Source organism: Anaerobacillus sp. QJM3NY_17 (genome assembly GCF_056173665.1).
Genome location: NZ_CM149685.1, coordinates 2,610,326 through 2,634,044, shown reverse-complemented (window position 1 = coordinate 2,634,044; position 23,719 = coordinate 2,610,326). Strand labels below are relative to the sequence as shown.

The 23,719-nt window shown below is 39.7% G+C and carries 24 protein-coding genes, 1 riboswitch and 1 other annotated feature; of the genes, 15 read left to right on the top strand and 9 right to left on the bottom strand.

Features of this window, described 5'->3' with window-relative positions; genetic code table 11:
* Positions 1-47 precede the first annotated feature (47 nt).
* The gene (locus AC0VYV_RS13815) at positions 48-1,391 is read right to left on the bottom strand and encodes a sodium-dependent transporter (protein WP_475367716.1); all 1,344 of its coding nucleotides are present in this window, start codon (positions 1,389-1,391) and stop codon (positions 48-50) included.
* A 71-nt stretch (positions 1,392-1,462) separates the two neighbouring features.
* Positions 1,463-1,666: a binding site (T-box leader), on the bottom strand.
* A gap of 113 nt (positions 1,667-1,779) precedes the next feature.
* On the bottom strand, positions 1,780-3,426 hold the full coding sequence (locus AC0VYV_RS13810) for a BCCT family transporter (protein WP_475372642.1): 1,647 nt from the start codon (positions 3,424-3,426) through the stop codon (positions 1,780-1,782).
* 141 nt (positions 3,427-3,567) lie between these two features.
* On the opposite strand from AC0VYV_RS13810, the gene AC0VYV_RS13805 reads away from it, so the two are divergent.
* Positions 3,568-3,891 carry an MGMT family protein gene (locus tag AC0VYV_RS13805; RefSeq protein WP_475373926.1) on the top strand — a complete coding sequence of 108 codons (324 nt, stop codon included), beginning with the start codon at positions 3,568-3,570 and terminating at the stop codon, positions 3,889-3,891.
* A gap of 51 nt (positions 3,892-3,942) precedes the next feature.
* On the opposite strand, the gene AC0VYV_RS13800 is transcribed toward AC0VYV_RS13805, so the two are convergent.
* Both AC0VYV_RS13800 and AC0VYV_RS13795 read right to left on the bottom strand, forming a co-directional pair.
* Positions 3,943-4,329 carry a DUF302 domain-containing protein gene (locus AC0VYV_RS13800; RefSeq protein WP_194222064.1) on the bottom strand — a complete coding sequence of 129 codons (387 nt, stop codon included), beginning with the start codon at positions 4,327-4,329 and terminating at the stop codon, positions 3,943-3,945.
* 109 nt (positions 4,330-4,438) lie between these two features.
* The gene (locus AC0VYV_RS13795; RefSeq protein ID WP_194222063.1) at positions 4,439-4,747 is read right to left on the bottom strand and encodes a MerR family transcriptional regulator; all 309 of its coding nucleotides are present in this window, start codon (positions 4,745-4,747) and stop codon (positions 4,439-4,441) included.
* 261 nt (positions 4,748-5,008) lie between these two features.
* Here AC0VYV_RS13795 and AC0VYV_RS13790 point away from each other — a divergent pair, with 261 nt between their 5' ends.
* A complete protein-coding gene (locus AC0VYV_RS13790) occupies positions 5,009-5,272 on the top strand; it encodes an HPr family phosphocarrier protein (protein ID WP_194222062.1) in 264 nt (87 codons plus the stop codon).
* A 90-nt stretch (positions 5,273-5,362) separates the two neighbouring features.
* Here AC0VYV_RS13790 and proC read toward each other — a convergent pair whose 3' ends face one another.
* Entirely contained in the window at positions 5,363-6,193 is an 831-nt protein-coding gene (gene proC, locus AC0VYV_RS13785; RefSeq protein WP_475365437.1) for a pyrroline-5-carboxylate reductase, read from the bottom strand.
* A gap of 415 nt (positions 6,194-6,608) precedes the next feature.
* Here proC and AC0VYV_RS13780 point away from each other — a divergent pair, with 415 nt between their 5' ends.
* Positions 6,609-7,577 carry an MBL fold metallo-hydrolase gene (locus AC0VYV_RS13780; RefSeq protein WP_475367714.1) on the top strand — a complete coding sequence of 323 codons (969 nt, stop codon included), beginning with the start codon at positions 6,609-6,611 and terminating at the stop codon, positions 7,575-7,577.
* A gap of 12 nt (positions 7,578-7,589) precedes the next feature.
* A complete protein-coding gene (locus AC0VYV_RS13775; RefSeq protein ID WP_475365435.1) occupies positions 7,590-8,381 on the top strand; it encodes an SDR family NAD(P)-dependent oxidoreductase in 792 nt (263 codons plus the stop codon).
* 248 nt (positions 8,382-8,629) lie between these two features.
* On the opposite strand, the gene AC0VYV_RS13770 is transcribed toward AC0VYV_RS13775, so the two are convergent.
* Positions 8,630-9,127 (bottom strand): LURP-one-related family protein, encoded by a 498-nt coding sequence (locus tag AC0VYV_RS13770; RefSeq protein ID WP_475367713.1) that lies wholly within the window; start codon positions 9,125-9,127, stop codon positions 8,630-8,632.
* Positions 9,128-9,327: 200 nt separating this feature from the next.
* Here AC0VYV_RS13770 and AC0VYV_RS13765 point away from each other — a divergent pair, with 200 nt between their 5' ends.
* From AC0VYV_RS13765 to AC0VYV_RS13750, 4 genes are all read left to right on the top strand, one after another.
* Positions 9,328-9,975 carry an NUDIX hydrolase gene (locus AC0VYV_RS13765; protein WP_430247155.1) on the top strand — a complete coding sequence of 216 codons (648 nt, stop codon included), beginning with the start codon at positions 9,328-9,330 and terminating at the stop codon, positions 9,973-9,975.
* Between the two features lie 191 nt (positions 9,976-10,166).
* A complete protein-coding gene (locus AC0VYV_RS13760; RefSeq protein ID WP_475367712.1) occupies positions 10,167-10,703 on the top strand; it encodes a GNAT family N-acetyltransferase in 537 nt (178 codons plus the stop codon).
* Positions 10,704-10,819: 116 nt separating this feature from the next.
* Positions 10,820-11,167: a DUF805 domain-containing protein gene (locus AC0VYV_RS13755; protein WP_430247157.1), complete on the top strand. Its 348-nt coding sequence runs from the start codon at positions 10,820-10,822 to the stop codon at positions 11,165-11,167.
* A 162-nt stretch (positions 11,168-11,329) separates the two neighbouring features.
* On the top strand, positions 11,330-11,890 hold the full coding sequence (locus AC0VYV_RS13750) for a GNAT family N-acetyltransferase (RefSeq protein WP_430247158.1): 561 nt from the start codon (positions 11,330-11,332) through the stop codon (positions 11,888-11,890).
* An 88-nt stretch (positions 11,891-11,978) separates the two neighbouring features.
* Here the strand turns inward: AC0VYV_RS13750 and AC0VYV_RS13745 are convergent, their stop codons facing one another.
* Both AC0VYV_RS13745 and AC0VYV_RS13740 read right to left on the bottom strand, forming a co-directional pair.
* Positions 11,979-12,782: an SDR family NAD(P)-dependent oxidoreductase gene (locus AC0VYV_RS13745; protein ID WP_475373925.1), complete on the bottom strand. Its 804-nt coding sequence runs from the start codon at positions 12,780-12,782 to the stop codon at positions 11,979-11,981.
* Between the two features lie 109 nt (positions 12,783-12,891).
* The gene (locus tag AC0VYV_RS13740) at positions 12,892-14,547 is read right to left on the bottom strand and encodes a M4 family metallopeptidase (RefSeq protein ID WP_475367710.1); all 1,656 of its coding nucleotides are present in this window, start codon (positions 14,545-14,547) and stop codon (positions 12,892-12,894) included.
* A gap of 522 nt (positions 14,548-15,069) precedes the next feature.
* Between AC0VYV_RS13740 and AC0VYV_RS13735 the strand changes: the two genes are divergently transcribed.
* The 4 genes from AC0VYV_RS13735 (at position 15,070) to AC0VYV_RS13720 (ending at position 19,334) form a co-directional block, all read left to right on the top strand.
* Entirely contained in the window at positions 15,070-16,326 is a 1,257-nt protein-coding gene (locus AC0VYV_RS13735; RefSeq protein ID WP_475367709.1) for a Y-family DNA polymerase, read from the top strand.
* A gap of 14 nt (positions 16,327-16,340) precedes the next feature.
* Positions 16,341-16,670 carry a YolD-like family protein gene (locus AC0VYV_RS13730; RefSeq protein WP_475367708.1) on the top strand — a complete coding sequence of 110 codons (330 nt, stop codon included), beginning with the start codon at positions 16,341-16,343 and terminating at the stop codon, positions 16,668-16,670.
* A 161-nt stretch (positions 16,671-16,831) separates the two neighbouring features.
* Positions 16,832-17,671: an alpha/beta fold hydrolase gene (locus AC0VYV_RS13725; protein ID WP_430246015.1), complete on the top strand. Its 840-nt coding sequence runs from the start codon at positions 16,832-16,834 to the stop codon at positions 17,669-17,671.
* Between the two features lie 193 nt (positions 17,672-17,864).
* Positions 17,865-17,968: riboswitch (SAM riboswitch) on the top strand.
* Positions 17,969-18,038: 70 nt separating this feature from the next.
* Complete coding sequence (locus tag AC0VYV_RS13720; RefSeq protein ID WP_194222049.1) at positions 18,039-19,334, top strand: Na+/H+ antiporter NhaC family protein; 1,296 nt, start codon at positions 18,039-18,041, stop codon at positions 19,332-19,334.
* A gap of 87 nt (positions 19,335-19,421) precedes the next feature.
* Here the strand turns inward: AC0VYV_RS13720 and AC0VYV_RS13715 are convergent, their stop codons facing one another.
* Complete coding sequence (locus tag AC0VYV_RS13715) at positions 19,422-20,099, bottom strand: hypothetical protein (protein WP_430246017.1); 678 nt, start codon at positions 20,097-20,099, stop codon at positions 19,422-19,424.
* 293 nt (positions 20,100-20,392) lie between these two features.
* Here AC0VYV_RS13715 and AC0VYV_RS13710 point away from each other — a divergent pair, with 293 nt between their 5' ends.
* From AC0VYV_RS13710 to AC0VYV_RS13700, 3 genes are read left to right on the top strand one after another with little or no spacing between them, the layout of a single operon-like run.
* Positions 20,393-22,012 (top strand): SLC13 family permease, encoded by a 1,620-nt coding sequence (locus AC0VYV_RS13710; RefSeq protein ID WP_430246020.1) that lies wholly within the window; start codon positions 20,393-20,395, stop codon positions 22,010-22,012.
* Positions 22,013-22,044: 32 nt separating this feature from the next.
* On the top strand, positions 22,045-23,280 hold the full coding sequence (locus tag AC0VYV_RS13705) for an MFS transporter (RefSeq protein WP_475373924.1): 1,236 nt from the start codon (positions 22,045-22,047) through the stop codon (positions 23,278-23,280).
* Positions 23,277-23,708: a GNAT family N-acetyltransferase gene (locus AC0VYV_RS13700; RefSeq protein WP_430246024.1), complete on the top strand. Its 432-nt coding sequence runs from the start codon at positions 23,277-23,279 to the stop codon at positions 23,706-23,708. Before AC0VYV_RS13705 ends, AC0VYV_RS13700 begins: the two co-directional genes overlap by 4 nt.
* Positions 23,709-23,719: the final 11 nt, after the last annotated feature.

The following is a 23,719-nucleotide window of genomic DNA, read 5'->3' as shown; positions in this document are numbered from 1 at the left end:
TGATATAACAAGAAAGCCTCACCAGATTGGTGAGGCTTTTACTCATACTACCAGATACCAAGGACATCTAACATGACGAACAAAATAAGAAGAGGTGCAACGAAGCGAATAAGAAAATACCACGTTTCAAACAATCCTTTTTTCAAGCCACTTCCACGTTTTAATTCCTCATAGAGTGCTGACTTCTTCATTTTTAATGGAACAAATAGTGAAATTAACAAAGCTCCTATTGGTAACAAAACGTTACTTACTGCATAATCAGCTAAATCAAAAATCGTTTTATTAAATAATGTCGCGTCGCTTAAAACGCCGTATGATAGGGCAGATGGAATTCCAACAACAAAGATCGCAAGTCCGATAATCCATGCCCATTTTTTTCGTTTCTTAAGATCGCCTTTTGATATCACCGATACAATGATTTCAAGCATAGAGAAGGCGGAGGTTAATGCTGCAAATAAGAAAAGAACTAAGAATGCAATGAAAAAGAGCATGCCGAACGGTAATTGCCCAAAGACTGTCGGAAGGACATTGAACAATAGAACGGGACCAGCGCCTGCTTCAAGATCGAAAGCAAATACAGCAGGAAAGATCGCAAGACCAGCAAGCAATACAATGAAAATGTTCATTGCGACAATCGAGATCGCTGAGCGTGGTAAGCTTTGCGTCTTTGGTAAATAAGAACTGTAAGTAACCATAACGGATACACCAACACTTAATGTAAAGAAAGATTGCCCCATTGCTTCAAGTATGGTTTGTGATGTAACTTTTGAGAAATCGGGTTGAAGCAAGAATAAGATCCCGTCCATCGAACCTTCTAACGTTACCGCACGAATGACAAGAATAATAAAGAGAAGAAATAATGCAGGCATCATAATTTTACTTGCTTGTTCAATTCCTTTTTCAACACCTCTTGCTACAACAAGAATTGTTAATATAATAAAAATAAATTGTGCGAATATGCTAATAAATGAATTCGAAATGGTCGTCCCAAAAACCTGAGCGTATTCATCTGAAGATAGTCCATTTAGCTCTCCTGTCACTGCTTTATACAGGTAGGCAATAATCCACCCCCCAATAACACTGTAAAAGGATAACAAGATGAAGGATGTAATCATGCCCAAAATTCCTACACGATACCATTTTGATTCAGGAGAAATGGTTTTATAAGAATCTACCGCATTACTTTGAGCAGTTCTTCCAATAGAGAACTCTGCAAGCAAAAGAGGGAGACCGAGAATTAAGGTGAATAGGATGAAGATCAGAAAGAAAGCCCCGCCTCCGTTCTGACCTGCTGTATAAGGGAATTTCCAAATTGCGCCAAGCCCGATGGCAGAACCTGCTGCAGCTAGGATAAATCCAAGTCTTGATGACCACTGTTCGTTTTGACTCATGCTGTTTCTCCTTTCAATTTGTATTGAATGCTGATCACGTTATGCCACAAAAAAATCGTCCCTACGTTATCCGTAGGGACGATTGTTATCGCGGTACCACCCTGGTTGTGAGATGAACTCACCACTTCATAGTGTAACGATCTTCACCGTCTTTTGCGATTGCAAAAGAAGCTCCAGAAATGAAATTCACGTCCTTTTATATACCGATTCTCACCAACCATCGGCTCTCTTCAATAGGGAAAAGGTGGCTACTTAATTTCCTTCAAAGCAGTTCAATTATTATAGAGTTATTCAATTTTTATCATGACCAACTGAAAGTGTCAATATGAATTTCGATATGGAAAAATAATCAAGAACATGTTTTTAGTTTGAATCAGGTGCCGAAAAGTTAGTTGTCTTTTTTATCGTCTTCAAAATGCGCATCAACTGGTCCTTTTTGCGGCTTATTTTTCTTACGGCGAATTGTCTGTAAAATCTTTTTGTAATTTAATGAAAAAGTCTTAGGCTCATAGTGTTCTGAAGCTTTAATATCGGCTGTTGAAGCACGCATAAACGACCAACCTAGCATAATCATGATAAATAGAAGGGGAAACCCACCGACAATACTTGCGGTTTGGAGAGTTCCAAGTCCCCCAACAAACATCAGCACCAGTGGCATTAAGCAAAGAGCAAATGCCCAGAAGAGTCGATTCCAACGGAGGGGTTCATCTTTTACCTCTTTTTGGACAACGGAAGCGAGAATATAGGAGCTAGAATCAAACGTCGTCGCAAGAAAGATGATCGCTAACACAACAAAAACGAGAATCATAAACCATGAAAGGGGAAGCTGAGCAATTGTTTCAATTATCGCTCTTGGTGCTCCTTGATCATTGAGTACTTTAATGACGTCGAATTCACCTGTTAACTGCATATGAAGTCCATAATTTCCAAGGATACCAAAGAATAATAAACTTCCTAGTGTTCCGTAACTAATGGTTCCAAGGATCATTTGTTTAATAGATCGACCTCTTGAAATCTTGGCAACGAATAGCCCAACAAAAGGTGCGTAAACAAGCCACCATGCCCAGTAGAAGACGGTCCAACTCTCTGGAAATCCAGTTTTATCATATGGACCAAGAGCATTGAATGGCTCTGTCCATGTACTCATATGAAAGAAGTTATCTAACAATAATCCGACGCTGTTCGTTGCCGTTTCAACGAGAAACCGCGTCGGACCCACTATTAAAACAAAGAGAAGCAGAAAAATCGAGAGAACTAAGTTGATATCTGATAGCACCTTAATTCCTTTCTTTAAACCTGAGTAGGCACTAATGGCAAAAATGGCTGTGACCAGTATAAGAATCATCGTCTTTAAGCCCATTGTTACTCCAATACCTGTCAGAGCATCGATTCCCTCAGCGATCATAGGAGTTCCAAGGGCAAGCGTTGTACCTGCTCCGCCAAGAAGTCCAAACATGAATAGAACATCAATAATAGTCCCTAAAGGCCCATCAACAAGGTTTCCAATTAACGGTCTTGTCGCTTCACTTATTTTGAGAACGGGTTTTTTACGAACATAGTAGAAATAAGCCATAGGAAGAGCAGGAAGGGTGTAGATCGCCCATGCGATTGGTCCCCAGTGGAAGATGCCGTATGTACTTGCCCAAAGGATAGCTTCTTCTGTTCCAGGCTCCAATCCAAACGGTGGTCCTTGATAATAATAGGCCCATTCGATCGTTCCCCAATATAAAATACTTGATCCTATTCCTGCGCAGAATAGCATTCCTGCCCAAGAAAAATTATTGAATTCAGGACGTTCTCCTTCTTCACCTAATCGCACACGTCCATTATCACTGAATGCCACATAGATTAAAAAGAAAAAAATACCGAGACCGACAATTAAATAAAGGACACCAAATTGGGTTGTAACAAACTCATTTGCTTTATTGACGAATTCCTTTCCACTCTCGGGAAAAAGAGTAAGTGGGACGGTAACGAGCAGTAATAAACTTAAAGCACCCAGAAAGGTAGGCCAATCAATTATTCGCTTATCCATTACATTTAAGCTCCTTTGCAATAGCGGACTAAGCTTAGTTTCTAGCACGAACATTTTTTTATACAACGCTTTTTATTTTTTGGAATTACGTCGGTTTTGTTATAATAAGTGGATAGAAAGTTACATTAGAGGGTGAAGTATTTGGAGTCATTTACTGAGAAAGTCGTTTCGATTATTAGTAAAATCCCATCTGGTAAAGTGATGACATATGGACAAGTCGCAAAGTGTGCGGGAAGTCCAAGAGGAGCAAGACAAGTGGTTAGAATTCTCCATTCAATGAGTCAGAAGTATAAACTCCCATGGCATCGTGTGATCAACGCAAAAGGAGAAATTGGTATCAAAACAGAAGAAGGTTCTATTGATCAGAAAATGTTGCTTGAAGGAGAAGGAATTGTCTTTCTTCCTAATTCAAAAGTTGATTTAACTGTCTATCGCTATGAGCCAGCTCTGCGAGACAATGGTTAATAAAACAAGAAGGTGTATCTCGTTAGAGATACACCTTCTTGTTCAGTAATTCTATTTGCTTTTATCAATACATGAAACAAGGCGCTTCTCAATGTCAGAGCCAATATCGCTTAAGTTGTCATCACCCGTTAAATTTAATAATGTTGTTGGCTTGGGCATTCCGATTTTAGTTTGACCATCTTCTTCATATACAACAATTTTACATGGGAGAAAGTACCCAACTAATTTGTCTTCATTTAGAACGCGTTCAGCCTCTTTAGGATTGCAAACTTCTAGAACACGATAAGGTGTATGAAAGTCCATTCCTTTTTCTTGTAACTTAGCAGATAGATCGAAATCCCATAATACACCGAATTTTTCTGTTTGAAGTTCCGTACTTAAATCAGAGACTGCCTGTTCGACTGTTTTGGATGTTTCAACTGTGTAATGAAAACTCATTTAGAACAACCCCTTAAAATAAATATCGTTATGCTTTATTGGTATACCCGGCATCGTATATTTTAAACGAGTTCATATGAAAAAAACAGGCGATTGTCGCCTGTTTTGTTTATTTCGTCATTTTGAAAGCGGCATTTAATTGACCACGAATCATTTCATCTCTGATTTTATCTTTGTCTTTCTGCTTTTCTTTTTTATATAGCTTTTTGATTTCAAATGTTTGCATGCCATCTTCAATTTGATTGGCGATATCCATTAATTTCTCTACATCCGTAAATGAAAATTTTCGAGTTCCGCCACCAGATCGTTCTGGCAAGATTAGTCCTCTTTCTTCGTAGTAGCGGATTTTTCGTAAAGATAGTCCCGTTAGTTCACTAACTGAACCGATTGGCAGAACTTTTTTATCTTTATATGACATCTCCAGTCACTCCCTGTGGATATATTCATAATGCAGCTACCGCTACATATACTATTGAAGTCTTCTAAACTGGCAATCTACTTTGATTATAGCATAAGCGTTAAAAGAAAATGTATTACATGTTAGAATACCTAACGTATGTTATGTATTGTTCGCAATGAGTGTGTAAGGAAAGGTGCCATAAGACTTGCGGATACCCAAAGAGGGTGTCAATATAGAAATGTGCAAACGGTTGTATATATTATTAAGGAGGATGTTGCAATGGTATATAAAGAAACCGTTTTGATCACAGGTAAAGTGACGATGACCTTTTTAATGGATTTTGTCAAAAGTGCGAATGAGTTTAGTAGTTATATTATTGTTGAAGTTGAAGGAAGACGATTAAATGCTAAAAGTATATTAAGTATGGGACGGTTAACAACTCATTTTGGGCCAATGAAAATTATTGCAAATGGACTCGACAGTGAAGAGGCTTTATATCACTTGAAAAAGAGGTGTGAAGTTGTTCAGAAGAAGAGTGTTTAAATAGAAAAAGGGGGCTTTTAAAGTAATTAAAATGGCGCTCTATTTTTGTTTGCCCGGACATTGTACGAATGTCCGGGTTAGTTAAGCTAGTTATTTTTGTTTCTCAAACGCTTTTCCTAGCTCTTCTGCTTTTTTAGTTGCGTCCGTAATACAAGACAATATTGCTCTTTCGAATTGATATTCCTTTAAAGAAGTTATTCCAGCTTGTGTTGTTCCTCCTGAACTTGTAATTTTTTCTCTTAATAAAGTTGGAGATTGATTAGTGCGACGGAGCATGTTTGCGGCTCCATTCATTGTTTGAAGCAGCAGCTCGCGTGCTGTATCCGGGTCTAGGCCATTTTGAATCGCAGCTTTTTCCATGCATTCAACCATATAGTAAAAATAAGCTGGGCCACTACCAGATAACCCTGTTACAGCGTTCATTTTATCTTCTGTAACCTGTACAACACTTCCGATTGTAAGGAATAAGTTTTCTGCAAATAACAGGTCCTCTTTCTTAGCGAAATGACCTGGAGAAATCGCTGTTGCGGATAATCCAATCATAGCTGATGTGTTAGGCATAGCTCGAACGATAGGTGTGCACGTTCCAATAGCCTCCTCAACATAAGAGGTTGTGATTCCGGCGAGTACAGAGATAATAAGATGGCTCTCATTAATATATGGTTGAATATTTTTTAAGGCAGTTTCTGCGTCAGCAGGCTTCATGGCGAGGATGATTACTTTATTGTTCTTTAATAGCTGCTCTATGTTCTGTGTAGTTTGCACATTGTATTTGTCTTTAAGTTCTTCAAGGCGATCCAAGTTTGAGCGGTTCATCACAACAATTTGATTTGCATGAATAAATTTTTCTTTGATCATACCTTCGATGATGGCTTCTGTGATCGATCCGGCACCTATGAATGCGATGGTGTGTTTCTTCATCTTACTCATCCTTCCATATAAAAACGCCCATTCGTCTTTATTTAAAGGACGAATGGGCGTTATCCGTGGTACCACCTTCATTTGATATCATAGCGATATCCTCAAGTACCCTGTAACGTGGGAAGCGGCTGTGTTTTCACAGCAGGCTCCGGGGCAGGTTCAAAGTAGGCGAAGTGAAGGAATTTTTCAGCCGGTGAATTCCTCTCTCTGACACTTATCTAGTCTTTTACTAGTCCCGTTCAAAGCCAATACGTTCAATCTAATTTTACATAGTATGCAACGAACAGGGATAATTGTCAATAGTTATTGTCGGAAAATTCAAATTTAATTATCTTGCTATAATGACAAATAGAGGGAAGAGCGGTAGAATAGAGTTAGTTCATGCAACGAAAGAAAAGTAGAGGTGGCGGGTAATTTGAATATAACGAAAGCTGACGTTCTTTCAATGACGGTACCAACACCATTTGCAGTTGGCCCTGTTAATTGTTTTTTAATAAAAGGAGATGTGCTGACGCTTGTAGATACAGGTCCGCGAACACCTGAGGCACAGCGAGAACTCAATGAGCAGTTGGTAAATAATGGTTATGCGTTCGAGGATATTGAACAAGTAGTACTAACTCATCATCATCCAGATCACATTGGACTGGTTGGGGGTATGATGGAAAGAGGAGTACGCGTGCTTGGACATTGGAAAAATGATCGCTGGCTTCAAATGAGCGATTCTTTTTTGAAAGAAAATGATACATTTATGACAAGTATCTATCGAGAAGCGGGCGTGGCTGATCAGTATTTTGATCATGCTCGCGACACGCGTGATTATCTTGCTTTTACAGATCGAGCGAAGTGCGATATCCATCTATCAGAAGGGGATGGCGTCCCTGGATGTTCAGAATGGACGGTCATGGAAACTCCTGGTCATGCACAAAGTCATATTTCTCTATGGCATAAGGAAACAGGAACGATGATCGCTGGCGATCATCTTATTAAGAAAATCTCATCTAATCCGCTTCTTGAACCGCCCTATGTAAAAGGAACAGAGCGTCCAAAACCACTCATTCAGCAGCGTAATTCTTATCGGAAAACGTTAGATGCTCATTTGCAATATGTATATACGGGACATGGAGAGCCTATTTTAAATCCGGATGATTTAATTAAGGAGCGCCTAAGGAAGCAAGAAGAACGCTCTGATAAAGTAGCGTTGCTCTTGCAAAAACAGCCGCTAACTGCTTTCGAAGTATGTAAGGAATTATTTCCAGGTGTTTATAAGAAGCAAGTGGGCCTGACACTTTCAGAGACAATTGGTCACTTAGATTATTTAGAGTCGGAAAATGTCATCGTCAAAATAAAGGATAAAGAACAAACTTATTATCGGTATAAGCTGTAAGAGGAGGAACTAATGAAGAAATTAAAAAACAAAGTAATCTTGATCACCGGAGCGTCAAGCGGTATAGGACGACAGCTGGCTGTTGACTTAGCTAGAAAAGGCGCTAAACTCATCCTCGTTGCTCGTTCCGAAGATAAATTAATGGACGTTAAGAAGCAAATCGAAGAAAGTGGAGCATACCCTCCAGCTGTATGGAGCCTGGATGTAGGTGACCGTAAGCGGGTTGATCAACTATTGCCTTCTTTGCTGAAGGAAATGCCACCTATAGATGTATTAATTAATAATGCGGGATTTGGGAAATTCGATGCTTTTGTAGATGCAGATATGAAAGATATTGAAGCAATGTTTGATGTGAACGTATTGGGACTGATGCGCTTTACATCTCATGTGCTGCCTCGGATGATTGCAAAAAGACAGGGACACATTGTTAACGTAGCATCACAGGCAGGTAAACTTGCTACTCCAAAATCCTCCGGTTATTCTGCTTCCAAGCATGCTGTGCTTGGCTTTTCGAATAGTTTAAGAATGGAAATGAAGGAACATAACATCTTTGTTACTACAGTTAACCCAGGTCCAATTAATACAAGCTTTTTTGAGACAGCCGATAGTAGTGGGACTTATATTAAAAATGTTGAAAAAATGATGTTATCTTCAGAGAAGGTATCAAAGGAAATCATAGCAGCTATTGAAAAAGGTCGACGAGAAGTCAATCTCCCAGGCTGGATGAACGTAGGAGCAAAACTTTATCATACTGCTCCAGGCGTGGTTGAAAAAGTGGCGGGTAAGTTTTTTGATCAAAAATAATGAGTTGTTTGAAGAGCGCTTTTAAAGTGCTCTTCTTTTTTAGGTTTTCTTTTCTAGAAGCCGTTCGTTCATTTGCCCCTGCCTAAGGTTAAGTGGATCGAGTATGATGAAAATATAGGCACTAGTGGTGTTTTCATTAGAAAGAGCCACTCTTTCTTTCGTAGAGAGAAACAATATGCCTGCTACAGTGATGATTATTTGGATTTTAGCTGACTATCGTGATTTCCCCTTTCTTTACTTCCTATTGGCTAAGTAGCTGCTCCGGCTGCACTAACATTTTTTTGAAAGGCGTTCACGCCCATAATAATTGAAATCAACTCTTCTGCTAAAAGGTTACTTGACATATTCTTAAGTTCATAATTCGCTGATTCAAAATAGCTATTTGTTCTTTGAAAAGTAGCTATCTCACGATTGGAGTCATCGGTTATGCTGTATGCTTTTGAAAATGCAGGTGACGTTATAGTGAATTTCTTACCGTCTTTGAAATAATGGAATTTCTTTGATAGAAAAGTAAAAGACATTTTCACGTAACCGAGTTCATCGCCATTTTTTCTTCTAACTATCCATTTGTTAGCGAAAAACGTAAAGGCTCCCTCCATAGTAACGTCTCCATTGACGTCTTCTATTTCGACTTTAGAAGAGAACGCGCTTCTAAGGTTAAGTGCCCCTACCGTCTCGCGATCGCTATTGTAGATGTCTGTTCTTCCTGCCGAAAAAAAGTTATCCGAAAAAAATAATTGATTCATACTAATCATCACCCCCTCCTCCATTTATACGATTAATACAGTAGAGAAGTTTCGGAATAATCTAGCTTATTAGATATGTGAATGGAAACGTTGATGAAATAATAATTGTAGTCAATAGTAATAATGCTAAAATAAGGAAGAGGATTTTACTGGAATAGAAGTTTATCTATCCAGCTAAAGATAAAAAGCGAGGGTGTAAAATGAAAAGTGAACTAGTGAGGATATTTAATGAGAATAGAGAAGCGATCGGCAACGCATCTCGAGAAGAGGTACATAGAGAAGGTTACTGGCATGAGGTTTTTCAATGCTGGTTTGTGCGGATCGAAAATGGTGTTAGAAAGATTTACTTTCAGCTTCGAAGTGATCGGAAAAAGGATTTTCCAGGGCTGTATGACATCACAGCGGCTGGTCACTTAATGGCTGATGAGTCTGTTGAAGACGGAGTGAGGGAAGTCGAGGAAGAGCTCGGAATTGGTGTTTCCTATAATGAATTGACCCCACTAAAGGTCATAAAAGCTTCGATTAAAAAAGACCACTTTTTTGATAATGAAATCGCGAATATCTTCCTCTATGAGTGTAATCAGCCATTGGAGAAGTTTAAACTTCAAAAAGAAGAAGTTTCTGGAATCGTACAAGCTGATTTTGATCAATTTTATGACCTTTGGTTGGGAGAGCGGGATGAAGTGGATGTAAAAGGATTTTGCTTGAATGACGATGAAGAGAGAATAAACGTGAATGAAAAAATCAATAAACTTCATTTTGTGCCACATGAAGTCTCTTATTATCAATCGGTTGTGAAGGAGATAGAAAAAAACTTCACACAGAGTGAAGATAATCTGAGGAGGTAAAAGGGGTCTCTAAAAAGAATCGGGTAATGCTGTCTTATTACTTCATTCTTTGGTTCTTCATAAAGTATGGTCCAGCCGAGCCAATGGTAACTTGTTTTCCCTACCTTCAGGCTTGTTATTGGGAGTAAAGATTAAAGTTTCTGCAACGGGAGAAATGCACCACTAAAATCGATCAAGTAGGAGAGCAGAATATGAAAACAAAAACCTTACCTTTTGTTACGATTAGAGAACTATCTCTATTAGATGTGGAAGATCGCTATCAATGGTGCCTGGATCGAGACGTAACGAAGCATCTGAATATGCCGGCGAAATATCCTCCTTTTACACGAGAAGAAACAATGAACTGGATTCAAATGTGCATCACTCGAAAGAACGGGTATGAGCAAAGAGCTATTGTAACTGGTGAAGGTCAACATATTGGCTGGGTAGACTTAAAGAATATTGATCAGTTAAACGGTCATGCAGAGCTAGGTATTGCCATAGGTGATAAACGCTATTGGGGGAAAGGCTATGGGATGAGCGCCTTAAAAGCTATGCTTCATTTAGGGTTTACGGAGCTTAGTTTAAATAAGATCTGGCTAAGAGTAGAAGTGGATAATGATAAAGCAATTAAGTCTTACAAGCAGTGTGGCTTTGTTGAAGAAGGGATATTGCGCGAGGATCGGTATAGAGAAGGAAAGTATGTCGACCGGGTTAGAATGAGTATTTTGAGAAGAGAAGTTAATTAGCAGATTTTATATCCAATTATTGATTTGTTTACCTAATATTGTTAGCCTTTATGTTATACTGTTTTGTATGAAAAAGGTACTAATCTACTAAACTTATTCGCTAAAGGAGAAGCAGTATGAACTGGTATTTGAAAGTATTAAAGAATTATGTGAATTTCCAAGGAAGAGCAAGGCGTAAAGAATATTGGATGTTTACTCTTTTTAATGTTATTTTTTCTATTGTCTTAACGATAGTAGAGTCTCTAGCTGATATTTCCCCATTTTTGACAAGTATTTATTCATTGTTCATTATTTTACCTTCGCTAGCTGTAACTGTGCGTAGATTGCATGACACTGGAAGAAGCGGTTGGTGGGTGCTCATTGGACTTATTCCTCTAATTGGTAGTATTGTCATTCTGGTCTTCACTTGCTTAGATAGTGATGTGGAAGAAAACCGTTTTGGGAAAAATCCTAAAGTAGTATAGTTAGCTCAATTTCCATTATTCTGCTCTCATTTGAACCGCTAATCTCCTTGATTGGCGGTTCAAATTCTAGTTGAAGGTGAAAAGTTAATCGCTTGTTCCAGCTTATTTGTAAATTTCCTTCTTTTTTGAGGGAATGTCTTTACTTACGTCGGAGGGATAGAAATGAATCCAATCTTAATGGAAATTGAAACAGTACTTGAAACAGAACGACTAATGTTAAGAATGCCTGAATACGGGGATGGTAAAATAGTTAATCAAGCCATTCAATCTTCTATAAGTGAACTGAGGCCCTGGCTTGGCTTTGCTAGAGAAACGCCGACTCCTGAGGATACAGAGATTAATACTCGAGAGGCGCATATTAAATTCCTAAAGCGTGAAAGTTTAAGGTTCCTGGTGTTTTTGAAAGAAACAAATGAGTTTGTTGGATCCACTGGGTTTCATAACATTGAATGGGATGTTCCAAAGCTTGAAATTGGGTATTGGGTAGCTACGAAGCAAAGTGGTCATGGCTATATGACTGAGGCCGTTCAGAAACTTACTGAATATGCGCATCAGGACTTGAAGTGCAGAAGGGTCGAGATTAGATGCGATCGAGAAAACGAGCGAAGTCGTGCGATTCCAGAACGATTGGACTATGATTTCGAAGGAACTCTCAAAAACGAAGATATGTCGATCGACGGAACACAGATAACAGATACTTGTATCTACGCGAGTATTACTTAATGGCTTTGTGAATGCTCCAATCAAAAATGACTCATGCTTTCTTCAAGCATGAGTCATTTTTGATTTGTAGGTAATTTCTCCAAAGCACCTAGCGCATAACGCTTCCACCTGAAATTTTGAGCGATTCGCCAATAATGTTTTCTGACGCATTTGAGAGGAGGTAAATGATGCTATTGGCGACTTCTTCAGGCTGCGTAATTCTTCCAGATGGCATTGCTGCTTCTACAGCCTTTAATTCTTCCTCAAAGCTTTTATTCTCTCTCTCCCCTTTTGAAGCAATACTGTTTCGGCCCATTTCTGTATCAACGAAGCCGGGACATACTGCGTTAACTCTAATTCCATCACGGATAGCCTCGTGGGCAAACGACTGCGTGAAGCCAGTTATAGCAAACTTTGAAGCGCTATAGGCCGTGTTACCAAAAGTTCCTCTAAGACCTGAGAGAGAAGAGAGGTTTACAATCGCCCCTTTCTTCTTATCCTCACGCATTCGCTTATACACAAGTTGAGTCAGTAAAACAGTCGAGGTATAATTTAGCTCCATTACTTTGCGAAGATCTTCTTCTTCTAATTGATCAAGCGTATCGCCGCCGCCAATTCCTGCTGAGTTAACTAACCCTGTGATGCTTCCGTTATATTTAATAGCACTTTCGATAAGAGTAGAACGATCTTTCTCATTGTTTAAATCAGCAGGAAGAACAGCAACCGTTGCTTCCGTTACTAACTCTTCGCACTCCTGCTTCAGCTGAGTTAATTTATCTTTATTTCTTCCGGTTATCGTAATCGTAGCACCGGCTTTTACGGCGGCCTTTGCGGTTTCATATCCAATACCACCCGTGGCTCCGGTAATGAGAACATGTTCATGCTTAAGCGTATCCTCTTTGAAAATTCCCATTTGTCCTTCCTCCTTTTAAGGTCTAGCACCCTTTTACCCGTTTGAATACTTATAAAACCCTGACATAACGAAAAGACAGGTAGCCATTGGCTGCCTGCCTAACTTCTTTCTATTGAACTCCAACTGCATTAAAAGCCTGTTTTACAGATTGAACTTCTGAGCTTCCGCTTCCATAAAGATCAGTGGCAGCTTGTACTGCTGCTGATCTCATCTGACTAAAGTTTGAAGAAGCGGTTAAGTATTGCGTAAGGGTGCGGTAGTAAATAGCGCCGAGTTTGTCTTTTCCAATTCCTGATACGGTTACCCCATAGAATGTACCGCCTTCACTCAGCAGATAAGCTGCTTTGTTCATGATGCCGCTGTTGATATGAACGCCGCCATTATCTTGAGAACCAGTATAGCGGACAGAGTAATGATCAGGGTCTCCGAATTGGGATGGGTCTGACATTGAACGAAGAGCATCCCCGGATGTACCTGGTGTATAAATATCTTCTCCGATTAACCAGTCAGGGTTATTGCTGTCGTAGTATTCTACAAGCGTTCCGAATACATCAGACATGGATTCATTCAGTGCTCCTGATTCATTTTGATAAATTAAGTCAGCTGTTGTATCAGTGACAGCGTGTGTCAATTCATGAGCAACAACATCTTCACCACCTGAAAGGGATACAAAAGTTGAGCCATCTCCATCACCATAGACCATCTGGCTTCCGTTCCAGAACGCATTATTGTAGTTGCGTCCGTAATGTACGGTGGACTTTAGTGGTGAACCGTTTCCGTCATAACTATCTCGGTTGAAGACATCTTTATAATAATCATACGTCGCTCCTGCATAGTAGTGAGCGTCGACTGCAGCCGCGTCATAGCTTGCGTTAAAGGAGTTATCTGAATCTGCCCATAAAGAGCCTGGCAGTTTTGTGCGATTTGCCGCATCATATGTTAAGATTCCGCCACCTCGCGTAGTGTCTTTCAAGTAATAAGTTGAAGAGGAAAGTAGCGTATTGAACGTTTTTTGATCACCAAGTACACCAGTTCCACTTGCCGTCTTAATTGTTCCGGTAACATTGTCACCACCACCTGGCTTGCCGACTCCTTCTTTTTTTGCTTCGTGTAGAGCGTTGAAGCTTGTTAGAACTTCACCACTTGTTGCATCAATTATGTATTGCCAGTTACCCGGTTCAGGCGAGAGGAAGTTCAAGGTCACATGGTAAGCATACGTTGCAGACTCTCCTTCAGTATAGACGACAAGGTTGGATTCGGGTTTTTGTTCATAGGCTGGTGAAAAACCGAGATCTTCTTCTGCTTTTTTAACGGCGTCCTGTTTCTTGAATTTTGTTGTTTTTTTAAGCTCTTTCTTCGACCCAAGGTCTGGAATAACTGTACCTGATACGGCTGTTAAAATACCACTTTCATCAACATGAGCCGTTTGAGTTGAACCATAAACAGGTGTTCCTTCATGAAGTTGTTGTAATCGAAAAACCGTAAAACCAAGATCGTCCTTTTCTTTTGATAGGATTTTAAAGGAATCCTTAGCGGAAGATCCACTAAACTTGTACAGGTTTTTCTGTTCGTTCAAGTAATCAAATAGTACTTGATTGGCATTTTGAGAGCTTACTTTTGTTAGTTTTCCTGAAACAAAAGAAGGTGTTCCTGTTTCTTTATTCATATTCGTATCTGCTGCTGCAAATGTTGAGGATGGTGCGAGCATGGTACTAACGAGCCCCACTGATAACCCGATTGAAAGTAAATTTTTTTTCTTTCCCATTCTATATCCCCCTCGTGATTAAGATGAGCTAACATTACCATAAAAGATTTAGTATTCAAACTATTTAAACTATTTTGATATTTAAGACCTATCCTTTTGGATAGAGTTATAGGGAGATATACCTGTTATTTAAAAAAAGGTATTGGTTCTTTAGACTCAGGAGGTGGTGTGCTAATAAATAAGGGCGTTAATGACCATATGAAACGGCATATCCTGGTTCTTTTTCTGTGCGTTTAGAGATTGATGCGCGAGTATTTCTACTTCCCTATCTGTTAATGGAACAAGTGTAGGATCTCCAATACGTATGTGCTCTGATGACTAACTTTCGAGTGAATATCGTTAAGTTCATTGTTACTCTTCTTCCGGTACTTTTCGTTACTTTAGAAAAAAGGGTGATGCTAAGTGAATCGTTTTATGATTGGAAGAAAGTGCTTATTGTAAAGAGAACGTATATTCGGTTAAAATACGGGTATATATAAAGGGAACAAACGTTCTTTTTGATTAGGAGAAGGGGGGATACAAATGGATTATTCTAAATTTCCAAAGAAAACAATCCTATGTATTGATATGAAAAGTTTTTATGCAAGTTGTTCAGCAGTAGAGATGGGGCTTGATCCACTTACATGCTATCTCGCGGTTGTTGGTGATACCGAGCGACAGGGAAGTGTTGTGCTAGCAGCGTCTCCGGCACTAAAAAAGGAATTTGGAATACGAACAGGGAGCAGACTATTTGAAATTCCAAATAATAAAAACATTCATATCGTTAATGCGAGAATGTCTTTATATTTAAAACAATCAATGGAAATAACGAGGCTTTTTCATCGTTATGTACCATCAGAATGTATCCATACGTATAGCGTTGATGAATCGTTTTTGCAGGTTGATGGGACAGAACGACTTTGGGGGAACAAATTTGAAGTAGCTCACAAGATCAGAAATGAAATAAGAGAGACATTCGGATTACCATGTGCCATAGGGATTGGCCCAAATCTTTTAATGGCAAAGCTTTGTCTCGATCTGGAAGCGAAAGAAAAAGGGATTGCAGAATGGACTTATGAAGATATTCCTAAAAAACTCTGGCCGCTTTCCCCGCTAAGTCAAATGTGGGGTATCGGATCGCGTGTCGAGCGAACGTTAAATCGAATGGGGATTATGAATGTAAAGCAGCTTGCGCATTACCCGCTACATCTACTAGAAGAAAAATTCGGTATTATGGGAAATCAGCTCTATCATCATGCGTGGGGCATCGATCTTTCTGAAATGGGTGCGCCGATTATGCAGGGACAGATTAGCTATGGGAAAAGCCAAATTTTGTTGCGAGATTACCATGACGAAAAAGACATTCAACACGTCATTCTTGAGATGAGTGAAGAAGTTGCAAGACGTGCGAGAAAAGCCCGGAAGGCAGGGCGTACGATTAGCCTTGGGATTGGTTATAGTAAAGAAGAAGGCGGGGGTGGCTTTCACCGTTCAAGGAGTATCCACAGCCCGACTGCTATTACGCTCGAAATATACAATGTATGTCTTCAGTTATTTGAGGAGTTCTTTGAAAGAAAAACGGTTCGTAAGATTTCCATTACCCTTTCAAATATTTGCAATGATGAAGAAGTGCAGTTGGACTTATTTAACGCGTCACGCCCAAAGCAGCGGGATCTCGGATATGTGATGGATTCGATCCGTGAGAAATATGGCTCAGATGCGCTGCTTCGTGCCGTTTCATACACAAAGGCCGGTACGGCACTGCATAGAAGTAAACTTGTGGGTGGTCATAAAGCATAGAAGGGGGAAGAAGCGTGATTCGTGATCGCGGAAATATAAAATGGACGTCAATGATGTTACCTGAGCATGTGAAAGAGCTAAGAGATTGGAAAACCGAAGAGAAAAAAAGTGAAAAGCCGGTACTTGATGAACAAAGAATGGCGGAAATGAATGAAACAATATGTGAAGCAATGGCCAATCACAACTCGCTTTGTTTTCAACACTTTAGTGGGGGAGAAACGAAAACTCTCTTTGGATATGTGCACTATGTAGATCCACTTACGAAAGAACTGCGTATTATTGACCATAATGAAAAAAGGACAACGATAAAGCTGCTGGACCTTGTGCACGTAGAGTTAGAATGAAAAAAATGGAGTATCCTCTCAGATGTAAAAAAAGTTTTTCATTTCAGGATTGGGGTAAAATAAGTATAAAGTCAAACCTGAATAAGTGAGACCATCCTGTCTGGTTAGAAACGAAGGGTGAATCAGATCAGATGAATTCAAAATCCGGAGTGAGATGAAAGATGCTATTAGCTCAAAATCTTAAACAAAATACGGAAAAGATCAAAGGAATTGATATTCACTATGAATACTATAGAAATGACACAGCCGTCGATCGGCCAGTATTAACGCTTCTTCACGGTTTTCTATCGTCGAGCTTCAGCTTCAGAAGATTGATACCATTATTAACAAAGGCATATACTGTTGTTGCCATTGATCTTCCTCCGTTCGGAAAAAGTGAAAAGTCTAATCGTTTTGTCCACTCTTATCATAATTATGCGGAAGTGGTGGTTGAACTTTTAGAAAGGCTTTCAATTGATCATACTGTTATGATCGGCCATTCTATGGGTGGGCAAGTAGCAATGAGAGCCTCGGCTATGAAAGATGATCTCGTTAGTAAGAATATTTTACTGTGCAGTTCAGGATATCTTGAAAAGGCTAAACAGAGTCTAGTGTATACATCGTACTTACCTTTTTTCTCGGTATACTTGAAAAGGTGGCTTTATCGAAAAGGTGTTAGAGGAAATTTGCTTAATTGTGTTTATGATCCTTCCCTTATCGATGAAGAAATGATGGATGGATATATCCAACCTTTCTTCAATGAGGGTATCTTTCGGTCATTAGTTAGGATGATTCGAGATCGCGAAGGAGATTTGTCAGAAGTTGAACTAAATCAAATTCATACACCTAGCCTACTAATATGGGGAGAAAATGACAGAGTTGTGCCGTTGAAAATTGGGAAGCGTCTCAGTAAGGATCTCCCAAATGCTAAACTGATCATCTATGAAAAAACCGGTCACCTTCTACCAGAAGAAAAACCGGAATCGATTATGAAGGATATTGAGTGGTTTTTAGGAAAATAAAGATTGATCTATTGCAAAAATTGGTAGTCATACAAAGCTTGAACCAGACTAGTTAATCAGGTAAACTCCTTAAAGGATGAGGAGTTTATTTTGATGCAGTTAATCAAAGTTGACTCATCAGAATAATGCGTGATAAAGTAAAGCTCGTTATGAAAAAGTAAAATGAAGCATGCGCTCATTAATAATTGTATATTTCTTATTAAGAGAAGTGGAGGGACCTGGCCCAAAGAAGCTTCAGCAACCTCTGATGATCAGAAAGGTGCTGCTTCCAGCAAGAGAAATCTTGAGAGATAAGTGCAAAAGCCTTCTTCTCTTGAAGTGGGCTTTTTTTATTGAGACAGAATAAAAGATGAAGGAGACATGAATAATGGAGAAAGAAATAAAGGGGAACGGCCTGGCTTTACTTCCCCTTGGAATATTTATTGTGCTTTTTATTGGTACAGCTATCATAACAAAGGACTTTTATAGTATGCCTGTTATTCTCGCTTCTCTAATTGCGGCGGGCGTAGCTCTTTCGATGAATCGAAAAGAAAGCTTTATGAAAAAAGTGGAAGTGTTTTGTCGTGGAGCAGGTAATACGAATATCATATTAATGATTTTGGTCTTTTTACTGGCTGGGGCGTTTGCCGGAACAGCTGAAAAAATTGGAGCAGTAGATTCGATTGTTAATTTAGGTATATCAATTCTACCGGCTAATCTTTTAATCGTAGGTTTGTTTGTCATTGGCTGTTTTATTTCTATTTCGATGGGTACATCGATGGGAACGATTGTAGCACTTGCTCCCATTGGAATTGGAATTGCAGAGCAAACCGGAGTTGCCCCGGCACTGGCTTTATCAGCGGTCATAGGTGGGGCAATGTTTGGTGACAATCTTTCTATGATTTCAGATACTACGATTGCGGCAGTACGCACACAAAATACGCAAATGAAAGATAAATTCAAAGTAAACTTTTTTATAGTCTTGCCAGCTGCTATCGTAACAGCCATTATTTATGGTGCTTTAACGATGGGAGAGCAAGCAACGGTTGGAGGAGATCACGCATTTGATTTCGTTACAATTATCCCTTATTTAGGTGTACTGATCGCAGCGATCGCTGGTGTTAATGTTCTTATTGTACTTGTAAGTGGTACCTTATTTGCTGGGATTGTAGGTTTATATAACGGAACATTTGGAATGAGTGGACTGATCTCCACGGTTACAGAGGGCATAAAAGGGATGGAAGACCTTGCCATGATTGCACTCGTCATCGGAGGGATGATTGAAGTCATTAAGCATAACGGAGGAATACAATACGTATTGGACAAAATCCTGAGCAAAGTAACTTCTCGTAGAGGAGCAGAGTTTGGTATCGCCGGTCTCGCAAGCGTGCTTGATTTATCAACAGCTAACAACACCATTTCGATCATAATGGGGGGGCCACTTGCGAAAAACATTTCCGAAGAATATGGGGTAGACCCACGAAAGTCTGCTAGTATTCTTGATATTTTCTCAGGTAGTATACAGGGCATGCTCCCATATGGGGCACAGGTGCTTGCAGTAGCAGGTCTTGCGTCGATTTCGCCACTCGCTCTACTACCGTATTCAATTTATCCAATCCTCATTGCTATTGCAGGAATTATTGCGATTTTCATCAACTATCCCTCTATTTCGAAAAAGGGCTAAAGTGATAGTAAACAGAATCTTGAATTAAAATTTGATATGAGCATTTAAAAAGCAGGTAGCTCAATTTGAGCTACCTGCTTTTTTTTATTATCCTTCGATTTGTTTTTGAAGATGCACAATTCGTTGAGGAAGAATGTACAAGTATTCAATAAGTGAATCTAGTAAGTCGATAATTAAGTTGGCCGTTTCTTCGCTTGTAGCTTTCTCAAGACAAAGGAGGTTATTTAAATTACTACCTTTGCCTAGTAGGTGTCCTAGTTTTACAATTGGTTCTTCTAAATCAATCTGTTTAGCAAGTGTTTCTAGCTGTTTAGAAAGTGGCTGTCCTAGCTCATTTTCAGATAGAAAACTACCTGTAATGCTCTCAAGAACACGATTAGCCATTACAGCCGTTGCGGTCCAATCCTTCATGTTATGTACATTCACTGCTGAGCGATAAACACGCTCAAGGTCATCGGGTAATCTAGCTGTGCTAGTCAGTCTGCCGAGCGGCTCTCGTGTAAAAGAGGTTTGATGCACGAATAGCTCAACTTCTTCTCCGCGATCATTATGGGACGTTTTAATGAGTATGAAAAGCACAGCTTCTTTACAAATAGAGCAGCGAGAAAGCGTGGAGAACACAGCCTGATTAATTTGATAATCGAACTTCAGTTGAAATGAAGCATCGCTTCCGCATTCTGGACATTCTGTATTAGCTGATTTTGGAAGCTTTGTTTGTCCGTATTTCACAACCGAATTAATAGTAGTCTGTTGTATCTTTCTCATCATATACCCCCTGGATCGATTTTGAGCAACTTGTTGTGGATTGTGTATCTATACTTACATTTAATCATTGAGTTTATTTATTTTGAATTATAAAAAACATATCATCAACTTATAATTTTCGCCCCAAATGGAAATTTAAGGGGGTTGAAATGAATTACTTGTATGGAAATGGAAAAACGAATCAAAAGTCCTTTCTTGAAAGAGAGTAATAAAGTACCAAAATTGTGAATTTATTGACAGATGTGGCGAGCGAATTCTACACTATAGTTTAATGAACGATAGGAGGTATGACTATGGAACAACACCTTTGGAACCAATTATGGAAAGAACATGATCGAGCAAAAGATCTCTTAACATTCGCTTCTTCACACACGCCGGAAATCCCTTCAAAAAGTTCTCAAAAAAATCCAGGTTATGCATCTGGACCAGATCCTGCTTATGATAAAAGGAAACTGACGGGGTTGATCCTCGGACCGGTCCTTTTTCTTAGCATAATGTTGTTTTTTAATCCAAATGGTCTTTCAGAAGCAGGTTTGGCCATCTTAGCAAGTACGGCGTGGATTGCAACGTGGTGGATTACAGAAGCCATTCCGATACCGGCGACGTCTCTTTTACCATTAATTTTATTTCCACTAACGGGCGGACTAAAAGGTGATTTAACAGCATCAGCTTATGGCGATAACACCATTTTTCTCTTTATGGGTGGTTTTTTGATCGCGCTTACAATGCAGAAGTGGCATTTACATAAACGAATTGCTCTTTTCATTATATCAGCAATAGGAACAAGTACAGAGAGAATTGTACTTGGCTTTATGATTGCAACAGGCTTTTTATCAATGTGGATCTCAAACACGGCAACGGCTATGATGATGGTGCCAATTGGGCTGGCGGTGATTTATCAAGTATCCGAGCAGCTTGATATGAAGCAAGAAGGGATTCCGCAATTTAATTTTGGAAAAGCCATTATGCTTGGCATCGCGTACAGTGCCTCAATTGGTGGTTTAGCAACATTGATTGGAACACCTCCTAATACCATCTTTGCAGCGGTGGTCAATGAGCTATATGGCATCGAGATTTCATTTGCCCGCTGGATGATGTTTGGCGTACCTTTAACTGTTCTTCTTTTATTTGGCTGCTGGTATTACCTTGTGAAAATGGCATTTCCGATGAATGTTAAAGAGCTGCCAGGCGGGAAAGAGGTGATTAATAAGGAGAAAGCGGATCTTGGGAAAATGTCTATGGAAGAAAAGGTCATTATGGTAGTTTTTTCTTTCACTGCGGTTGCCTGGATTAGCCGTTCCTTTGTTTTAAGTGAGCTTAATCCGAATATAAATGACACTGTCATCGCGATGACTGCAGCGCTATTACTTTTTCTTATACCTGCCCCTTCGAAAAAAGGTGCCTTTCTTTTAGATTGGGATACAGCAAAAGGATTACCATGGGGAATTCTTCTATTATTTGGAGCCGGACTCGCCATTGCTTCTGGCTTTCAGGAATCAGGACTTGCGAATTGGATTGGGGAGCAATTAACGGTTCTTGAAGGCATCCATCTGTTCGTCATTTTACTACTTGTCACATCGCTTGTTATTTTCTTAACGGAGATTACATCAAATACGGCGACGGCGACAATGATGTTTCCAATCATGGCGTCTCTATCATCCGCGATCGGAGTTCATCCTTATGCTCTAATGATTGGGGCAGGAATTGCGTCAAGCTGTGCTTTTATGCTTCCGGTTGCAACCCCTCCGAACGCCGTTGTATTCGGGTCAGGCTATTTAAAAATCCCAGATATGGCGAGAGCAGGTTTCTGGCTAAACCTAACATCTGTCGTCATTATTACACTGGCGATTTATTTTTATATGCCAGTGGTGTGGGGAATTGATCTCACTCAAATTCCCAATCAGTTAAAATAAAAGTAAGATAGAAAATTGAAGGTGATGATCAAGTGTCAGTTGTTCTAAATAACAATCAGCCATATACATCAAAAGATGCGGGTTTCTGGCGAGCGGCGGTTAGTCTTGGATGTGGAGCATTATTAGTCTTTTCGGCACTTTATGCTTTTCAACCGTTGCTTCCAATATTTGTGAGTGAATTTCATTTAACGGCAACAACGTCAAGCTTACTTATGTCCATGCCCGTCATCACGATGATACCAGGACTTCTTATACTTGGCTTTATTTCAGACCGCTATGGGCGAACAGTAGTGATGAAAATATCGCTCCTTTTTGTCCTTAGTTCATTACTAATAATGCCGTTTATGAATTCATTCCTTCTTCTGCTTATTATTCGGTGTATTGAGGGATTCTTTCTTGCAGGTATACCGGCATCGGCGATGGCTTATCTTGCAGATGAAGTAGCTCCAAGTAACGTAGGACTTGCTACGAGCATTTTTATTGCGAGCAATGCAATGGGGGGACTTAGTGGACGAGTCGCAACAGGATATTTGACTGACTTATATAGTTGGCAAGTAAGTTTTATCATCCTTGCAGGGTTTGCTATTATAGCGATCATTTGCTTTTATTGGCTCCTGCCGCCCTCTCGCTTTTTTAAGGGGGGGAATAGCAGTGTTATAAAGGATATGAAAGGAATGTTTGTACATTTAAGAGATCGTCGGCTCTTATCGCTATTTACGCTTGGCTTTCTCATTCAAGTGATCTTTACGGGCGTGTGGACATATTTGCCTTTCTTCCTTAAACAAGATCCATTTTCTCTTTCGTTAAAATGGATCTCCCTTGCTTATTTTGCGTATATTCTCGGAGTAGTTTCACCACCAATTGCAGGACGAATTTCATCTCGTATTGGCTTACGGCGCACGATGGTAACGGGCCTCTTATTATTAACGTTAGGAGTTGCCATTACACTATATCAAGAACTGATTGTGGTAATGATTGGGCTTTGCGTTATTTGTGCAGGGTTTTTTATTTCTCATTCGATGGCATCAGCTTCTGTTGCAAAGACGGCAGAGCATCATAAGAGTGGGGCATCTAGTTTTTATTTGATTAGTTACTATGCCGGAGTAGCAGCAGGTAGTTCGGGCGTTGGTATCCTATGGGACGGTTTGGGATGGATAGGGGTAGTGAGCTTACTTATTTTAATTGTGCCGCTTTTATTATTATTTTCACAAAAACAGGTTTCAAAAAGATATCATTATGAAGACTTACGAGGAGAGAAAGCACGATGAACATTAGAAGGGCTAGAAAAGGTGATGAGGAATGGCTTACTTATTTGCTTTCAGAAATGGGGTATGAGACCTCTGTCTGCGAAGTGACGGAGCGTCTAAAACCAATTTTGTCAGATCCTTTGTACGTCACGCTTGTAAGTGAAAAACAGGAGTCTTTGATTGGACTGCTTGGAATGCATTATGAACGATCTTATGTTGCTAATATTCTTGTTGCAAGAATTATTACAATGGTAACGGCAAAAGATTACCGGCAGCAGGGAGTTGGGAAGACTCTGCTTTTGGAAGCAGAAAATCTAGCTCGTGAAAAGGGTGCCTCAACCATCGTCTTAAATAGTGGGAATCGGGATGAAAGGAAGTCTGCACACCTTTTTTATGAAGCGTGTGGGTTTACAGGGAAATCCACGGGGTTTTATAAACCGATAGATTGATAATAGGAAAA

Excerpts from the sequence above, each read along its gene's own strand:
- AC0VYV_RS13740 (WP_475367710.1), bottom strand. The coding sequence starts at position 14,547 with ATGGGAAAGAAAAAAAATTTACTTTCAATCGGGTTATCAGTGGGGCTC.
- AC0VYV_RS13800 (WP_194222064.1), bottom strand. The coding sequence starts at position 4,329 with ATGAGTTTTCATTACACAGTTGAAACATCCAAAACAGTCGAACAGGCA.
- AC0VYV_RS13720 (WP_194222049.1), top strand. The coding sequence starts at position 18,039 with ATGGAGAAAGAAATAAAGGGGAACGGCCTGGCTTTACTTCCCCTTGGA.
- AC0VYV_RS13750 (WP_430247158.1), top strand. The coding sequence starts at position 11,330 with ATGAATCCAATCTTAATGGAAATTGAAACAGTACTTGAAACAGAACGA.
- proC (WP_475365437.1), bottom strand. The coding sequence starts at position 6,193 with ATGAAGAAACACACCATCGCATTCATAGGTGCCGGATCGATCACAGAA.
- AC0VYV_RS13760 (WP_475367712.1), top strand. The coding sequence starts at position 10,167 with ATGAAAACAAAAACCTTACCTTTTGTTACGATTAGAGAACTATCTCTA.
- AC0VYV_RS13735 (WP_475367709.1), top strand. The coding sequence starts at position 15,070 with ATGGATTATTCTAAATTTCCAAAGAAAACAATCCTATGTATTGATATG.
- AC0VYV_RS13710 (WP_430246020.1), top strand. The coding sequence starts at position 20,393 with ATGGAACAACACCTTTGGAACCAATTATGGAAAGAACATGATCGAGCA.
- AC0VYV_RS13795 (WP_194222063.1), bottom strand. The coding sequence starts at position 4,747 with ATGTCATATAAAGATAAAAAAGTTCTGCCAATCGGTTCAGTTAGTGAA.
- AC0VYV_RS13745 (WP_475373925.1), bottom strand. The coding sequence starts at position 12,782 with ATGGGAATTTTCAAAGAGGATACGCTTAAGCATGAACATGTTCTCATT.
- AC0VYV_RS13790 (WP_194222062.1), top strand. The coding sequence starts at position 5,009 with ATGGTATATAAAGAAACCGTTTTGATCACAGGTAAAGTGACGATGACC.
- AC0VYV_RS13700 (WP_430246024.1), top strand. The coding sequence starts at position 23,277 with ATGAACATTAGAAGGGCTAGAAAAGGTGATGAGGAATGGCTTACTTAT.
- AC0VYV_RS13815 (WP_475367716.1), bottom strand. The coding sequence starts at position 1,391 with ATGAGTCAAAACGAACAGTGGTCATCAAGACTTGGATTTATCCTAGCT.
- AC0VYV_RS13775 (WP_475365435.1), top strand. The coding sequence starts at position 7,590 with ATGAAGAAATTAAAAAACAAAGTAATCTTGATCACCGGAGCGTCAAGC.
- AC0VYV_RS13725 (WP_430246015.1), top strand. The coding sequence starts at position 16,832 with ATGCTATTAGCTCAAAATCTTAAACAAAATACGGAAAAGATCAAAGGA.
- AC0VYV_RS13810 (WP_475372642.1), bottom strand. The coding sequence starts at position 3,426 with ATGGATAAGCGAATAATTGATTGGCCTACCTTTCTGGGTGCTTTAAGT.
- AC0VYV_RS13715 (WP_430246017.1), bottom strand. The coding sequence starts at position 20,099 with ATGAGAAAGATACAACAGACTACTATTAATTCGGTTGTGAAATACGGA.
- AC0VYV_RS13770 (WP_475367713.1), bottom strand. The coding sequence starts at position 9,127 with ATGAATCAATTATTTTTTTCGGATAACTTTTTTTCGGCAGGAAGAACA.
- AC0VYV_RS13755 (WP_430247157.1), top strand. The coding sequence starts at position 10,820 with ATGAACTGGTATTTGAAAGTATTAAAGAATTATGTGAATTTCCAAGGA.
- AC0VYV_RS13765 (WP_430247155.1), top strand. The coding sequence starts at position 9,328 with ATGAAAAGTGAACTAGTGAGGATATTTAATGAGAATAGAGAAGCGATC.